The organism is Bacillus sp. S3, assembly GCF_005154805.1.
Taxonomy (GTDB): domain Bacteria; phylum Bacillota; class Bacilli; order Bacillales; family Cytobacillaceae; genus Neobacillus.
The window spans coordinates 5,241,852-5,257,082 of sequence record NZ_CP039727.1; the positions used below are offsets into that span (position 1 = coordinate 5,241,852).

Genomic DNA, 15,231 nt, shown 5'->3' on the forward strand with positions numbered 1-15,231 from the left:
AACCACTCCTCGATAGGAATAATGGTGTCAGGCACCGTCTACAAAAGTACCATCTACAAGGGCACGGTTTACCATTTAGCGATAGGTGATCGCTTGTTTACCCATTTGTTCCCAGCCGCGTTTGAAGGCGCTGATGGCTACTTTGCGGTTTTTGGTGGACAGTGGATCGTTAAAGTAAATATATTGGCTGTCATAGCCAGTGATCAGGACACTGTGTTCTTTATACGTAATGGAAATTTTCCCAGTCGGAGTGTTCCATGTCTGCCAATACTGTGATGGCACGGTATCATACCATGAAGTGACAATCACCCATACCGGTTTTCCGTTATTTAAATGTTTGTAAATCTCTTCAAAGTTCGAGCCGGTCAAATCCACCATCCGATTCGGCAAGTACTTTTCCCCCAGTTCCGCAATCGGACCGTGATAAACGCCGAGCCCCGGGCGGCTAAAGGAATACATATCGCCAACAAAGCCCGTATACGGATTGCCGAAGTAAATTTGTCCATTTGTATTTGAATAAGGTGTCGGGTCTCTCCGCACCTGAGAAGCCAACGTCATTTTATTAGCCTTCACACCGGCATCCTGCAGCAGCATCGCAAGCGACGTCACTTCACAGCCGCGCGGCAGCTCCGGCATTTGCGCGATATGCGGTGCATCCAGTTCTACTGCTGAAACAGCCCCGCTACCGCCAAGGTAGTACCAATCCCAGCCGCTCTTCATCCAGCCGGTTTTCATGGAACCGTCAGCATTCAAGTAGTACCAATTTCCCCGGTCAAGTACCCAGCCGGTGGCCATATCCCCGTTCTGATTCAGGAAATACCATTTACCTCCAGACCAAATCCAGCCCGTCTGCATCGCCCCGCTGCCGTTTAAGTAATACCAGCGATTCGAGCTTTTCACCCACCCGGTCTGCATCGCGCCTGAACCATCAAGATAATACCACTTGCCTCCATCCAGCGCCCAACCAGTGGCCATGACGCCATTCTGCTGAAGATAATACCATTTGCCGCCGGACCAAACCCAACCCGTCTGCATCGCCCCGCTATTTTTTAAAAAATACCACTTGCCTTGATAAAAGAGCCAGCCTGTCTGCATTGCTCCTGTTTGATCAAGAAAATAGCGGCTGCCGTTATCGGTGATCCAGCCTGTTTGCATGTCGCCATTTTGTCCATAGTAAAACCAACGGCCATTATCCCAAACCCAGCCTGTTACGGCAACGGTTACCTCTATTGCATATGTATTTCCTGCCCCATCATCTGCCGTTATTTTCAGGATGGTGTTTGCAGGCTGCTTGGCAATCTCCGCCTCAAATCTGCCTTCCGCATCGGCTTGTGTTGAACTGAGAAGGGCGCCTATTTTGTTTTCCACCACGACACTTGCATTCGGGAATGTAATCCCTTTGATGACTGTCGTTTGATTGGTAACCTTTTCCACCAACTGAATTTGGACTTGATCATTCGCCGTCACAGAAGCGCCGGTTTCATCAGCTAATGCCAGTTTTGGAAAAATAGCTTGAGAGATTGCGATTAAAAAGATAAATAGCATCGTCGGTACTTTCCACTGCACCTGGTTTCCCTCCCCTAAATACTTTTTACGATTTTCATAGATTGGTATTATCAAATATTACCAGTTCTATTCTACCATATTTAGGAATAGTTTTTGAAAGATTCAGACTCCTCTTACCAAAATGGTGCCAGCAGCTTCAAGCCAAAGCCAAGTAAAATCGCGCCGCCTAGTGCCTCGCTGTAGGTCCCAAGCCAGCCTTGCACCTTTCTTCCAAGCAGCAGCCCGGCCCATGTTTGCACGGTGGCCACGATTCCAAAGCATAAAAGCACCATTATGGTTTTTGCTCCGTATATGCCTAGGGTTAAGCCCACGGAAAAGCTATCGAGGCTCACGCTTAAAGCAAATAACAATAAGCCGAAGCCAACGGGTGTAATGACTTTTTCGTCGCCCTTTTTTAGCGTCGACCATACCATTTGGATCCCCAATACAATCAGAAGTAAACCGCCGATAAAGGTGGCAAATGCACCAAATTTCTCCGATAAAAACTTACCCGCAATTAAACCAACGAGCGGCATCCAAACGTGGAATAAACCAATCGTAAGGCCAATATGGAAAATTTTCTTCAGCCTCAGGTTGTACATCCCCATTCCAAGCCCGACCGAGAATGCATCCATCCCCAGAGCAAATGCCATAATTACAAGTGTAACCACTTCACCAACCATCCCCGAAATCAACCTCCGCCCCCTTGGACTAACTAACCTAAGCATATGCACGTCCAAACCAATTTAGAAGTCACAAGCGGTGCCTGACACCATAAACCACCTAACGACACTAGAAAGATTAAAAATGGTGCCTGACACCGTTAACCATCTATCTAAAGTAGATAGGGGATAAACGGTGTCAGGCACCAGTGGTTATTCTGTAATGAGTTTGTGTCCGGCTGCTTTTTGCAGGCGGTTCATGATGGCGTAGCCTACGCCGTCAGCGGGGAAGGTTTCGCTAAAGATGATGTCGACGTTTTCTTGGTTGAATCTGCGAAGCGTATCGTAAAGCGCGGCAGCAACCGTTTCAAGCTCCGCACGCCTTCCGCAGGCAAGTACTAGATCCGCATCATACCCGGATACATTCTCCTCCGTCGTTAGTACCCCGACCCGGAGTCCGGCCGAACGCTTTTCAGCTACCAGACTTTGAAGAAATTCCGCAGTCCCTGACACCATAAAAAGCGGGGCATTCGGCGCGTAGTGACGATATTTCATTCCCGGAGCCTTTGGCCGGGCGGCTTCGTCCGACAAAGCGGCATCGACGCGAACCTCTCCGATTACGGCTTCAAGCTGCTCCTTTGTCACCCCGCCCGGCCTTAAAATCACCGGCACTGCCTCCGTGCAATCCACAACGGTTGATTCGACGCCGACCCCCGTTGCGCCACCGTCAAGCACACCGGCAATTTTTCCGTTTAAATCATCCAATACATGCGCGGCGTTCGTTGGGCTTGGTTTGCCCGAGCTGTTGGCACTTGGCGCAGCAATCGGCAGTCCGCAGACCTTCAACAGCGCCAGCGCCAGCGGATGGTCCGGCATGCGCACCGCAACCGTATCGAGTCCAGCTGTGGCTTTTTCCGACAGAACGCCCTCTTTTCTTTTAAAAATAATCGTCAGCGGGCCAGGCCAAAATGCGTTCATCAGCGTTTCGGCCTTCGCAGGAACCTCGGCTGTAAATCTAGCAAGCTGCTTCCGTTCCGCGATGTGAATAATTAACGGATTATCTCCAGGCCGCCCCTTTGCCGAAAAAATTTTCGCAACCGCTTCGTCACTTTCCGCATTGCCGCCAAGTCCGTAAACCGTCTCTGTCGGCAAGGCCACCACTTCATTTTTTCGTAAAAAATCCGCTGCATCCACAACTTGTGGATTATTTTCAAGATTATCCACATATTTATCCACTTTCCAAACCTTTGTGTTCATAGTTATCCACCTTTATCTACGATGGGCCTTTTATCGAAATTTGGCGAAATTAGACGGAAAGGCCCATATTTTTCAGCTAATACGTTTGAAAGTATAAAAGAAGGTGGGGATAAAAACAAGTTTTATCCACAAATTGTGCATAACTTCTTTGAAAAAGTGGATAACTTTGTGGATATATCCACAATTAGATAGAAAATTTTAAAAATAACGAGTTATCCACATTTAAAACGTGTCGAATATGTTCTGACTCAAAAAATTCAACGGGCAACTCTTCCTGCCCTGTCCTTTGAAAGCCCATTAATTCAAAAAACGGCAGGGCCACGCTTTTATTAGTTGCCAAAAACAAGCTTTTCATCCCTTTTTCTTTCGCCAATTGAACCATTTGATCAAACAGCACGACAATTTCCTTATCCGCTTGTCCGGGTGAGACCACAAGTGAACGCAGGAGCCCGTTTTCCCCAAACACCTCCATCCCTAGCGACCCTCGAAGCGAACCGTCTGCATTCTCTAGCAGCAGAAAGTAGTCAACCGTTTCGTCCGTTAGGCCATCTGTCCCAAGGTTTGCCCTTGATAGAAACTCTCGTAAACTGCTCAAATCCTGTTTATTTGCCTTGCGAATCAACGCCTGCATTCCATCCACCTCTTTTTAAGATTCTACTCTATTACTATGAGAAAATAGGAAAAATAGAACAGTGGGGCTTTTGAAATCTATTAAAAATATTTTTCAGCCCCTCTTCGCGTGGATTTTAAAATGGAAGAGGGCGATCCGCTGATTGAAGCGGTGCATCCGCTGATTGAAGTGAAGTATCCGCTGATTGAAGCGGCGCATCCGCTGATTGAAGCGGCGTATCCGCTGATTGAAGCGGCGTATCCGCTGATTGAAGCGGCGTATCCGCTGATTGAAGCGGCGTATCCGCTGATTGAAGCGGCGTATCCGCTGATTGAAGCGGCGTATCCGCTGATTGAAGCGGCGTATCCGCTGATTGAAGCGGCGTATCCGCTGATTGAAGCGGCGTATCCGCTGATTGAAGCGGTGCATCCGCTGATTGAAGTGAAGTATCCGCTGATTGAAGCGGCGCATCCGCTGATTGAAGCGGCGTATCCGCTGATTGAAGCGGCGTATCCGCTGATTGAAGCGGCGTATCCGCTGATTGAAGCGGCGTATCCGCTGATTGAAGCGGCGTATCCGCTGATTGAAGCGGCGTATCCGCTGATTGAAGCGGTGCATCTGCTGATTGAAGTGAAGTATCCGCTGATTGAAGTGAAGTATCCGCTGATTGGCTAGCAATAACTTTTTTAATCGAGAAAGCTGTCCATTTAAAAGGTGAAAAACCAGCCCGCTCGGGAACTGGTTTTTAATGAAAGATTTTCTCCCACATATCCACAACGAAGAATTTCACTTTCACTGGCTCTTCATCTTCGGCCGTGTACACAGGAGCATCCGTGCCGGACTTCTTCTTCGACTTTTTCACTTCACTTTTTTTAGCCGGCATAGCTTGTTCATCCATGACCGGACTGTTTTTACTGATTTTACGATGATCGTTTTCTTCGCTTTCTGCCTTTTCCCCATCCGTATCCTCAGCCGTTGTCTCTTCCTTCAACGTTTTCTCTTTCGCTGGCTCGACCTCTTTTTCCGACAGTTTCACGTCGCCCTTCACCGGCTTTACGTCCTCATCCCCTGACTTCACGTCTTTATTCACCGGCTCCACACCCTCATTCGCCGGCTTCACGTCTTCCTTGGGCTCCGATTTATCTGCCTTCAACTCCGCCACAGCCTCTTTCCCACTCACCGTTTCAGCCTTCGCCACCTGCTTTTCTTCTTCAAACCCCTCACTTACCGCAACACCATTTGAAAAATCAAGGAAACATAACGGCGGGTAGAGCACACACCACCAGTTCGCGCCTTCCCCTTTACCCAAAGTAATCAAAATCGCTTGATACTCACCAGCCGGGTATAAAAATTGACCATATAATTTCGTTGGAAACTGTACTTTACCGAACTCGACCTTCACTGACTGATTCGAGCCTTGTTCGCGCACTACTTTTTCCGCAATCGCCTGAATCTCAGGGAGCCTCGTCGTCATAACTGTTTTCGCTTCCTGCATCGAGGTTAAATCCTGTACCCAAAGGGTAATCTGCGCATTCACTGCATCGCGCACCTTGCGTTTAATCGCTTGATCCTTTTCAAAATCACTATTGGCAAGAATCCGAAGGCGAATCGCTTCCCCCGGAATCACAATTGACTCCTTCGCCGCCGCTTCCGTCTTTGGCATATATAAATTCAACATTGTCCCCAATGATAACACCACTAAATATCCCCACACTGCTAATCTGCTTCTCATCTTGAGCACCGTCCCTTCGCTATCAACATTGTGGACAAAATGCCAAAATCTTAAACTAGCAAATTTTAATATTTTTGCTAAAACGCTAAACAATCCAAAAAAATTAAAAAAAATAATAATTAGAAGAGAAATGGCAAAAACTTACCTATATGCAGGAAAACTTAACATGATCAGCAAAAGGGGTATGAGAAGGATGGCATTTACAGAGGGTATTAAACAAGTAAAAGAGGGAATTCAACTCAATATCGAAGGAAGTAAGCTCATGTCTGATGCAGTCGTAAATCACTTTCTATTTACATGGCAATGGTGGTTTGGGATTGCGTTATTCATTGTCCCTTGGATTATTTGGCTGCTGTATAGAAAAAAGGACAGCACCGGAAGGCTACTTCTTGGCGGGCTGATCACGATTATTTTATCACTAATCATTGATCTTATTGCGGTTACATTAGGATTATGGAGTTACCCGATGAAATTTTCGCCCATTGCCCCCCTATTATTGCTGCCTTATCATTTTTCGTTAGCCCCAGTGGCCATCATGTTTACAATTCAAATAAAGCCAAAAGCGAATTCACTTATAAAAGGTGCTATATTTTCGGCATTTTCTGCTTTTGTGGCCATGAAATTTTTTGTCATGATTCATTTTTACGATCCAAAAAATTGGTTATCCATATATGATTTTTGCATTTATTTATTTCTATTCTATGTTGCTTATTGGTTCAGTAAGATTGGCGGCGATCGCCCTATATCTAAATCATAAATATTCTAAGAACCGGAAAAAGGCCACGGGACGCTACACCCCGAAGCCGATTTCCGCAAACACCATCCGGTCCCTGCCGTTGATATCATTGACAATTTCTACTTTTACATCTGTGAATGTTTTTTGAAAAAGCTCCGCTACCGCTTCGCCCTGACCTGCCCCAATTTCGAAACATACGAGCCCGTGCGGCGCGAGTACCTGCGGCAGCTCGACCATAAAACGGCGGTAAAAATCCAAGCCATCCACACCCGCAAACAGGGCCCTGTGCGGCTCATGCTCTGTGACAACCTCAGACATCGTCGTCTGGTCACCAAGCGGAATATACGGCGGATTCGAGATGACCACATCAAACTCGCCGCCCATAAATGGCTGTAACAAATCACCTTGAACAAATTCAACCTCAGCCTGAAGGCGCCGGGCATTTTCCTTCGCCACCTTCAAAGATTCTTCAGCAATATCAGAAGCATAAACCGTCAGCGACGGCCATTCAGAATTGGTGCCTGTCACCCTTTCCACTGCCTCTGTAGTAGAATTGGTGCCTGTCACCATTTTCACTACCTCCGCGGTAGTATTGGTGTCAGGCACCCCACTTTCAGCCCATTCGAGCTGCAAGCTGATGGCGATGGCGCCGCTGCCTGTGCCGATGTCAGCTACTTTCAGGTTACGCTTGTTCAGCCGTTTCATCCGTTTTAGCGCACCTTCGACAAGCTCTTCTGTTTCCGGCCTCGGAATCAGCACCGCTTCATTCACGATAAATGTCCGCCCATAAAACTCCTCTGACCCGATGATATACTGGACCGGCACACCCTTCACGTGCTCCAATACCGCACGCTCAAAATCCTCCCAAATCGCCAAAGGTAACTCTTCACGTGCCTCAGCAAACAGCTGTGCCCGCGACCACCCGGTGAAATGACGCAGCAGCAGCTCCCCGGCATTTTCGTCCCGATTCGCTTCGATTAAAAAAGAAGAAGCCCATTTCAGAGCTTCGAATACTTTTTTACTCATTAGATGCCTCTTCCAGTCTGCGAGCCTGGTCATCCATCACCAATGCATCGATGATTTCATCCAGCTTGCCCTCAATGATTTGATCCAATTTTTGAATCGTTAACCCGATCCGGTGGTCCGTTACCCGGTTCTGAGGGAAGTTGTACGTCCGAATCCGCTCCGAGCGGTCACCGGTACCAACAGCCGATTTACGAACCGAATCATACTCCGCCTGCGCTTCCTGCTGGAACTTATCATACACACGCGCACGCAATACCTTCATCGCCTTATCCTTATTCTTATGCTGCGACTTCTCATCCTGAATCGATACAACGATTCCAGTTGGAATATGGGTCAACCGTACAGCCGACATCGTCGTGTTAACAGACTGCCCGCCGGCACCGCTGGACGCAAACGTATCAAAGCGGATATCCTTATCGTGGATTTCAACCTCCACATCCTCCGCTTCCGGCAAACAAACCACCGTTGCTGTCGACGTATGAATCCGCCCGCCAGATTCCGTTTCCGGCACACGCTGCACCCGGTGCGCTCCGTTCTCAAATTTCAACTTCGAGTAAGCACCGGCACCATTAATCATAAAACTAATTTCCTTGTAGCCGCCAAGACCCGTCGGACTGGCATCAATCAAATCCGTCTTCCAGCCCTGTGCTTCCGCATAGCGGCTGTACATACGGTAAAGCGTCCCGGCAAATAGCGCCGCCTCATCTCCGCCGGCAGCACCGCGGATTTCAAAAATAACGTTTTTGTCATCATTTGGATCCTTTGGCACAAGAAGAATCTTCATCCGCGCCTCTAATTCCTCGATTTGCGCCTCCAGCTCATGAACCTCTTCCTTCACCATTTCGCGCATTTCGGCATCCAGCTTATCATCCAGCATTGCCTTCGCATCCTGAAGCTGCTCGCGCGCCTCTTTATATTGACGGTACGTTTGTACAGTCTCTTGTATATCAGCTTGTTCCTTTGAAAAATCACGAAGTTTCTTTGTATCATTGATAATTTCGGGGTCGCTCAAAAGCTCATTCAACTTCTCATAGCGATCCTCCACCGATTGAAGACGATCAAACAAGTCTATTCACCTCAATTTTAGTCCATAACATTCTAATTATAGTATAGGTGAAAACCAGCGTCAAAACCAAATTGTGAGGAAATTTTTTGATGGGATATATTGGAGGCATTTCTCAAAAGGCTGCGTTAAAAAAGAGAATGTTGATTTCCGTTCCAGGCGCTTCGCTTTCCGCGGGGCGTGCGGTGAGCCTCCTCGGCGCTAAAGCGCCTGTGGGGTCTCACCTGTCCCGCTGCTCCCGCAGGAGTCTCGCGCCTTCCACTCCAATCAACATTGTATTCAAAATCAACAATGTTCTTTAACACAGCCTATTAAAAAACATGCCCTAGAAATCAGAGCATGTTAACGACGGTCTTCTTTTACTCGTACTTCGATATTGTATCTTGGCAAGGCCTTGACTAATTTCTTATGCAGGCGTGCTTCTGCCGCCACTTTGCCGCGGTCGGACATCATCCCTTTTTTATAAACGGACACCCACATCCGGTCGCCATTGATCCAAACAGAATCTGCCGTAAATTCATTTGATGCGTCAATAACTTGTTTCGCCTTGTTGATGTCGTTGCCATGATTTCCTGCACCAGCCTCACCGCCGCTTCCCGAGTGCTTTAGATCCAGGAAGTTGGGATTTTGATTGGTGATATCATCTTCGACGAGATGCTGCTCATTTTTCCCACGATCACGGTTGGTCATATTATCAGGAATAGTACGATTATCCCCGCGGTTTGACATATAATTAGGGGCTGTGCGGTCATTCCTTAGGTCATAAGCTTCCTCATTGGCACCACGATTACTTTGACACCCGCTTACGGATAGAACAACTAACGAGATGAACGAGAAAAACATCCACTTTTTCAGCATATTGCACCTCCTGTTACTATCATGCCCGTCAGGAGGCCATGCTGACCGAGAGAAATCTTACCAAAGCAAACCGTGTCAACAAACGGTGTCAGGCACCAATCACCACTTCACAACCTTGTTTATATTGTTAACGGTGTCAGGCACCAATTACCACTTTACAACCTTGTTTATATCGTTAACGGTGTCAGGCACCACAAAAGGCAGGTAAAGCAAAAGCGCCCTCTATTAGAAGGGGCGCTTTTTGTTACACCTATCGAGCGGTGACGGGTGCGGTTTTTGGGACTTCGTGGTGGTGGCGGCAGCGTGGCTCGTAGGCCTCGGATGCCCCAACCAGGATAACTGGATCGTGATAGGATGCTGGACGGCCGTCAATCAGGCGCTGCGTCCTGCTTGATGGTGAGCCGCACACAGTGCAAACCGCCTGAAGCTTCGTCACCGACTCAGCGATCGCCATCAAAGCCGGCATTTGCCCGAACGGCTCGCCGCGGAAATCCATATCCAGACCAGCACAAACGACGCGGTGTCCGCGGTCTGCCAGCTGTTGAACCACACGGACTACCCCTTCATCAAAAAACTGAACTTCATCAATCGCAACAATATCCATATCTGCTTCAACATGATGCAAAATCTCAATTGAATGGGAAATTGGTGTCGCATGAAAAGAAGAGCCATTATGAGAAACTACAGATTGTTCACTGTAGCGATTATCAATTTTCGGTTTAAACACAGCTATTTTTTGTTTTGCAAATTGAGCTCGTCTGACGCGGCGAATCAATTCCTCCGACTTACCAGAAAACATACTGCCACAGATAACCTCAACCCATCCGCTTTGCTTCATTACATACATAAACGGCGTCTCCTTCCTCTAACGAACCCTTGAACGATCTCATTTATAGTAAGATTCAAACTGCACGAGCACCGGCAGCCTCATTTTGTAAGTATTTATCAAAAAAATCTATGTCAACAGTACATTTTTTACAATAAAAAACAGGCAAGTCAAAGTTCCTCTTGCCTGTTCCTAAGCAATTACTGTTGTTGTTGCTTAAGGCCGTATTTTTTGTTGAAACGGTCAACACGTCCGCCAGCTTCAGCAAATTTTTGACGACCAGTATAGAATGGATGACATTCAGAACAAGTTTCAACACGGATCTCTTTCTTAACAGAACCAGTTTCAAACGTGTTACCGCATGCACATGTCACCGTAACTGTTTTATAATTTGGATGAATTCCTGCTTTCATTCTTTTCATCTCCTTCCGCCCTGAATCATTCGAAACAGAGTTAACTAAAAGTGCTTGTCTAAAACAGGCACTGAAAATACTTAAAGCACACTGCAACAATTATAACAAGGTGAATCTGTTTTTGCAAGTTGGGATTTGTTGGTTTCCTGCAGTTTTTTTAAGACCATTTTTTGAAAAAGGAACTCCATTCAGACCCGCTGACAAGGCTTGTCCGGAACCTAATTTTTCATATAAGAATGGTAATTTATTCCTTGAGAAATATCCAGCTCCAGCGCCCTAGCGGCTAGTGTCCTTCGCTTTTCTTTCTACGAACGTCTCGATTTCAACTCTTCTCCCAGCTGGGCGAAAAATTCTTCATTGGACTTCGTTTGACGAAGTTTTTTCAAGAAGCGCTCGGCAAAATCTGGTGAGTCTGACATCGATTTGCGAATTGCCCATAATTTATCCAAATGATCCTTCGGAATGAGCAATTCTTCCTTACGTGTACCGGAACGGCGAATATCAAGCGCAGGGAAAATCCGGCGCTCAGCAAGCTGGCGGTCAAGATGCAGCTCCATGTTGCCTGTTCCTTTAAATTCCTCATAAATGACATCATCCATCCGTGAACCGGTATCGACCAAGGCCGTCGCAAGAATCGTCAAGCTGCCGCCCTCTTCAATATTCCGGGCCGCACCGAAGAAGCGCTTTGGACGGTGGAATGCCGCCGGGTCAATCCCCCCGGAAAGCGTCCGGCCGCTTGGCGGTATCACAAGGTTATAGGCACGCGCAAGACGAGTAATGCTGTCCATCAAAATGACAACGTCGCGTTTGTGTTCGACGAGGCGCATCGCCCGGTCAAGCACAAGCTCGGCCACTTTAATATGGTTTTCAGGCACCTCATCAAACGTCGAGCTGACGACATCACCGGCAACAGAGCGCTCGATGTCGGTCACCTCTTCCGGACGTTCATCGATAAGGAGCACGATAAGCTCAACATCAGGGTGATTCGTCGTAACGCTGTTGGCAATTTCTTTTAACAGCATCGTTTTACCGGCTTTCGGCGGTGCGACGATCAGGCCCCTTTGACCAAATCCAACCGGCGCGACCACATCCATAATTCTTGTGGAAAGATGTTTTGGCGTTGTCTCCAGCTTCATTTGTCTATTCGGATACAGCGGTGTTAACGCCGGGAAATAGACGCGTTCCTTCGCTGATTCAGGATCTTCACCGTTTACCGCTTCCACATGAAGCAGTCCGTAATAGCGTTCGTTTTCCTTCGGAGGGCGTACCTTACCGGAAACCTTGTCCCCATTTCGAAGGTCAAAACGGCGGATTTGCGATGCCGAAATGTAAATATCCTCTGAACTTGGCGAGTAGTTAATCGGTCTTAAGAAGCCGAAACCTTCCGACTGGATAATCTCCAGGACACCTTCCATGAAGAAATACCCTTGCTGTTCAGCACGAGATTTTAAAATGGCAAAAATTAATTCTTTTTTTGTTAATTTGCTGTAATAAGTTACTTTATATTCGCGAGCAAGCTCATAAAGTTCCTTTAGCTTCATATTTTCTAAACTTGAAATTGTTAAGTCCATTTGTACACCACACTTTAAAATTTTTCCATCAAACCGCTAATTTTTAAAGCAGCGGGAGATTGTGAGTAATATAAAAATTAAGAGATTAGAGGAATTGAATTGGAAGTAGAAAGAAATGAATAGAATTGCAGAAATTTTGCATACTAAAATCAAATACTATTTTACCCTCTGTACAAAAAAATAATCAACTACATTTAGATAAATCATTCGTTGGAAATATTTTCTGGCAGGAGATTCATTCACAAATTCCTCTAGAAGTAACCGGAGCTTTGATGCTGTCACCCTTTACACTGTCCACATATTATTAGGTGCCTGTCACCCTTTGCACTATCTATGTGCAGTTATGGGTGTCAGGCACCATATTTTTGGTGCTTCTGCTTTTCTTGTTATTTAATTACTAAGTTTGGTTTTTTCTTTAGGCTGTGGCGGCCTTCGATGAAGCGGACGGTGCCTGATTTTGCGCGCATGACGACGGAATGGGTTGAGCCGTATGAGCCTTTGAATTGCACACCGCGCAGAAGTTCTCCGTCGGTGACGCCGGTTGCTGCAAAAATGGCGTCGTCGCCTTTAACAAGGTCTTCCATCCTTAAAACACGATTCACATCTAAGCCCATTTTGATACAGCGCTCAAGTTCAGCGTCACTTTGCGGCAATAATTTCCCCATGATTTCTCCGCCGAGACATTTGAGGGCAACAGCCGAAAGAACACCCTCCGGCGCACCGCCTGATCCAAAAAGAATATCCACACCGGTGTTATCAAAAGCGGTATTGATGGCGCCGGCCACATCGCCGTCGTTGATGAGCTTAATCCGAGCTCCTGCTTCACGAAGCTGGGCAATAATATGTTCATGGCGCGGACGATTTAACACGGTTGCCACGACATCCCCGATGTCTTTGTTTTTCGCTTTTGCCACTGCTTTAAGATTGTCCAAAACAGAAGCATTAATATCGACACAGCCAACCGCTTCCGGACCGACAGCGATTTTCTCCATATACATATCCGGTGCATGCAAGAGGTTCCCATGGTCGGCAACCGCAAGAACTGCTAAGGCATTCCAGCCGCCCGATGCTAAAATATTGGTCCCTTCAAGCGGGTCAACGGCCACATCGACGCGTGGGCCGTAGCCTGTTCCAAGCTTCTCTCCAATATAAAGCATTGGTGCTTCGTCCATTTCCCCTTCACCGATCACAACGGTTCCTTTCATCGGGACCGTGTCAAACACATCTCGCATGGCTGACGTAGCCGCTCCATCTGCCTCATCCTTTTTCCCGCGGCCCATCCAGCGCGCTGAAGCAAGGGCAGCCCCTTCCGTGACACGGACAAGTTCCATCGATAAACTTCTTTCCATCGTTTCCATCTCCCATTTTCCTCGTTTGTTGATCTAAGCAGAACTGCCAGCTTTCTATCTGTTAAAAAATCCAGGTCGGCACGAACGCAGCGGTTCAACGCCAACAATTAAGAGCACCTATCTTTATGTGTTCTTTAATTGTTCTACTTCTTCCTTTGTCAGCGCTTCCCGCCAAGCCGTTGCACCGAGGCCGTTTAATTTTTCAACAAGATTGCTGTAGCCGCGATCGATATGCTCAAGACCGGTGACTTCCGTAATTCCTTCGGCCATCAGCCCGGCGATCACAAGCGCTGCTCCTGCCCGAAGGTCGCTTGCCTTTACCTTGGCACCTTGCAGCTGTATAGGGCCATTGATAATGGCGGAACGCCCTTCCACTTTAATCGTTGCATTCATTCTTCTTAGTTCATCAATATGTTTAAAGCGAGCACCATAGATCGTATCGGTGACAACACTTGAACCAGTGGCTTTTGTTAAGAGAGTCGTAAATGGCTGCTGCAGGTCGGTTGGGAATCCCGGATAAACAAGTGTTTTAATATCAACCGCTTTCAAATTGGCCGATCCGCTGACAAACACCTGGTCATCGCCCGATTCAATGGAAACGCCCATCTCTCGGAGTTTCGCAATCAGCGATTCTAAGTGCTGCGGAATCACATTATCAATTAAGACCCCTTCACCAACAGCGGCTCCTAAAATCAAATAGGTTCCTGCTTCAATCCGGTCAGGGATAATGGTATGGCGGCAGCCGTGAAGCGTTTCCACACCGTCAATCCGAATCACATCTGTTCCTGCGCCTTTAATTTTCGCACCCATGTTTGTTAACAGTGTGGCAACGTCAATGATTTCCGGCTCTTTAGCGGCGTTTTCAATGATCGTCCGCCCTTTTGCCCGTACCGCCGCCAGCATAATATTAATGGTTGCACCGACGCTGACAACGTCAAGGTAGATACGGGCACCGCGAAGTTCATCCGCACGCAAATAGATCGCACCTTGCTCATTTGTAATTTGCGCCCCAAGTGCTTCAAAACCTTTAATATGCTGATCGATTGGTCTTGGTCCCAGATGGCAGCCGCCCGGCAGGCCGATGACTGCCTTTTTAAAGCGGCCAAGCATGGCGCCCATTAAGTAATAGGAGGCACGCAGCTTTTTGACTTTACCGTTTGGCAGCGGCATGGAAATCATCTTCGAAGGGTCGACCGTCATTTCATCTTCAGAAATCTCGACGCTCCCGCCAATCTCTTCCAGCAGGTCTTTCAAGATATCCACGTCTGAAATATGCGGCAGTCCTTCGATTGTTACTGGTGATTCTGCTAAAATGGTTGCAGGAATTAAGGCAACGGCACTATTTTTTGCTCCACTGATGCGAACAGTTCCCTTTAACGGATACCCGCCCGCAATTTTAAGTTTTTCCATTTTCGACTCCCTTCTAAGCCTATGTATATCATGACTGGTGATGGAACGGTCCTTTATTTTAGTGCAAGCTTGATGCGACAGTCAAAAGACAGTGTCGACCAAGCTTACACGGATAGTAAACAGACCCCTTGTCCCAAAAACGGCTTTAGGTATATTTTTCCAACACTAAAAGT

15 protein-coding genes are annotated in these 15,231 nt (G+C 47.2%); 2 read left to right on the forward strand and 13 right to left on the reverse strand.

The genetic code is table 11. The features are described 5' to 3' along the window. Positions 1-75 precede the first annotated feature (75 nt). The 4 genes from FAY30_RS28005 to FAY30_RS25015 form a co-directional block, all read right to left on the reverse strand. Positions 76-1,566, reverse strand: coding sequence for a C39 family peptidase (locus tag FAY30_RS28005; RefSeq protein ID WP_149872379.1), 1,491 nt, complete (start codon positions 1,564-1,566; stop codon positions 76-78). Positions 1,567-1,679: 113 nt separating this feature from the next. Beyond that, positions 1,680-2,237: a manganese efflux pump MntP gene (locus FAY30_RS25005; RefSeq protein WP_149872868.1), complete on the reverse strand. Its 558-nt coding sequence runs from the start codon at positions 2,235-2,237 to the stop codon at positions 1,680-1,682. A gap of 183 nt (positions 2,238-2,420) precedes the next feature. Further along, on the reverse strand, positions 2,421-3,464 hold the full coding sequence (locus FAY30_RS25010) for an L-threonylcarbamoyladenylate synthase (RefSeq protein WP_149872380.1): 1,044 nt from the start codon (positions 3,462-3,464) through the stop codon (positions 2,421-2,423). A 184-nt stretch (positions 3,465-3,648) separates the two neighbouring features. Continuing rightward, the gene (locus FAY30_RS25015; protein ID WP_149872381.1) at positions 3,649-4,095 is read right to left on the reverse strand and encodes a GNAT family N-acetyltransferase; all 447 of its coding nucleotides are present in this window, start codon (positions 4,093-4,095) and stop codon (positions 3,649-3,651) included. Between the two features lie 120 nt (positions 4,096-4,215). On the opposite strand from FAY30_RS25015, the gene FAY30_RS27720 reads away from it, so the two are divergent. Further along, complete coding sequence (locus tag FAY30_RS27720) at positions 4,216-4,749, forward strand: hypothetical protein (RefSeq protein ID WP_223820848.1); 534 nt, start codon at positions 4,216-4,218, stop codon at positions 4,747-4,749. Between the two features lie 70 nt (positions 4,750-4,819). Here the strand turns inward: FAY30_RS27720 and spoIIR are convergent, their stop codons facing one another. Further along, entirely contained in the window at positions 4,820-5,806 is a 987-nt protein-coding gene (gene spoIIR, locus FAY30_RS25025) for a stage II sporulation protein R (RefSeq protein ID WP_149872383.1), read from the reverse strand. A 193-nt stretch (positions 5,807-5,999) separates the two neighbouring features. Here spoIIR and FAY30_RS25030 point away from each other — a divergent pair, with 193 nt between their 5' ends. Next, positions 6,000-6,563, forward strand: a complete 564-nt coding sequence (locus tag FAY30_RS25030; RefSeq protein ID WP_149872384.1) for a CBO0543 family protein — start codon at positions 6,000-6,002, stop codon at positions 6,561-6,563. A 33-nt stretch (positions 6,564-6,596) separates the two neighbouring features. Here FAY30_RS25030 and prmC read toward each other — a convergent pair whose 3' ends face one another. The 8 genes from prmC to FAY30_RS25070 form a co-directional block, all read right to left on the reverse strand. Further along, positions 6,597-7,568: a peptide chain release factor N(5)-glutamine methyltransferase gene (gene prmC, locus FAY30_RS25035; RefSeq protein WP_149872385.1), complete on the reverse strand. Its 972-nt coding sequence runs from the start codon at positions 7,566-7,568 to the stop codon at positions 6,597-6,599. After that, positions 7,561-8,634: a peptide chain release factor 1 gene (gene prfA / locus FAY30_RS25040; RefSeq protein ID WP_149872386.1), complete on the reverse strand. Its 1,074-nt coding sequence runs from the start codon at positions 8,632-8,634 to the stop codon at positions 7,561-7,563. The genes prmC and prfA overlap by 8 nt, the downstream gene beginning before the upstream one ends. A 339-nt stretch (positions 8,635-8,973) precedes the next feature. Further along, positions 8,974-9,489 carry a hypothetical protein gene (locus tag FAY30_RS25045; protein WP_149872387.1) on the reverse strand — a complete coding sequence of 172 codons (516 nt, stop codon included), beginning with the start codon at positions 9,487-9,489 and terminating at the stop codon, positions 8,974-8,976. Positions 9,490-9,739: 250 nt separating this feature from the next. Beyond that, positions 9,740-10,336 (reverse strand): thymidine kinase, encoded by a 597-nt coding sequence (locus FAY30_RS25050; protein WP_149872388.1) that lies wholly within the window; start codon positions 10,334-10,336, stop codon positions 9,740-9,742. 179 nt (positions 10,337-10,515) lie between these two features. Beyond that, on the reverse strand, positions 10,516-10,728 hold the full coding sequence (gene rpmE, locus FAY30_RS25055; RefSeq protein ID WP_149872389.1) for a 50S ribosomal protein L31: 213 nt from the start codon (positions 10,726-10,728) through the stop codon (positions 10,516-10,518). 305 nt (positions 10,729-11,033) lie between these two features. Next, positions 11,034-12,299, reverse strand: coding sequence for a transcription termination factor Rho (gene rho / locus FAY30_RS25060; protein ID WP_149872390.1), 1,266 nt, complete (start codon positions 12,297-12,299; stop codon positions 11,034-11,036). A 386-nt stretch (positions 12,300-12,685) separates the two neighbouring features. Beyond that, entirely contained in the window at positions 12,686-13,648 is a 963-nt protein-coding gene (gene glpX, locus FAY30_RS25065; protein WP_149872391.1) for a class II fructose-bisphosphatase, read from the reverse strand. Between the two features lie 123 nt (positions 13,649-13,771). Continuing rightward, complete coding sequence (locus FAY30_RS25070; protein ID WP_149872392.1) at positions 13,772-15,058, reverse strand: UDP-N-acetylglucosamine 1-carboxyvinyltransferase; 1,287 nt, start codon at positions 15,056-15,058, stop codon at positions 13,772-13,774. Between the last annotated feature and the right edge of the window lie 173 nt (positions 15,059-15,231).

What these genes read in the sequence shown, in the direction of transcription:
- rpmE (WP_149872389.1), bottom strand. Translation starts at nt 10,728, where the DNA reads ATGAAAGCAGGAATTCATCCAAATTATAAAACAGTTACGGTGACATGT.
- FAY30_RS25045 (WP_149872387.1), bottom strand. Translation starts at nt 9,489, where the DNA reads ATGCTGAAAAAGTGGATGTTTTTCTCGTTCATCTCGTTAGTTGTTCTA.
- FAY30_RS25030 (WP_149872384.1), top strand. Translation starts at nt 6,000, where the DNA reads ATGGCATTTACAGAGGGTATTAAACAAGTAAAAGAGGGAATTCAACTC.
- rho (WP_149872390.1), bottom strand. Translation starts at nt 12,299, where the DNA reads ATGGACTTAACAATTTCAAGTTTAGAAAATATGAAGCTAAAGGAACTT.
- FAY30_RS25015 (WP_149872381.1), bottom strand. Translation starts at nt 4,095, where the DNA reads ATGCAGGCGTTGATTCGCAAGGCAAATAAACAGGATTTGAGCAGTTTA.
- FAY30_RS25050 (WP_149872388.1), bottom strand. Translation starts at nt 10,336, where the DNA reads ATGTATGTAATGAAGCAAAGCGGATGGGTTGAGGTTATCTGTGGCAGT.
- FAY30_RS25010 (WP_149872380.1), bottom strand. Translation starts at nt 3,464, where the DNA reads ATGAACACAAAGGTTTGGAAAGTGGATAAATATGTGGATAATCTTGAA.
- FAY30_RS27720 (WP_223820848.1), top strand. Translation starts at nt 4,216, where the DNA reads ATGGAAGAGGGCGATCCGCTGATTGAAGCGGTGCATCCGCTGATTGAA.
- FAY30_RS25070 (WP_149872392.1), bottom strand. Translation starts at nt 15,058, where the DNA reads ATGGAAAAACTTAAAATTGCGGGCGGGTATCCGTTAAAGGGAACTGTT.
- glpX (WP_149872391.1), bottom strand. Translation starts at nt 13,648, where the DNA reads ATGGAAAGAAGTTTATCGATGGAACTTGTCCGTGTCACGGAAGGGGCT.
- prmC (WP_149872385.1), bottom strand. Translation starts at nt 7,568, where the DNA reads ATGAGTAAAAAAGTATTCGAAGCTCTGAAATGGGCTTCTTCTTTTTTA.
- spoIIR (WP_149872383.1), bottom strand. Translation starts at nt 5,806, where the DNA reads ATGAGAAGCAGATTAGCAGTGTGGGGATATTTAGTGGTGTTATCATTG.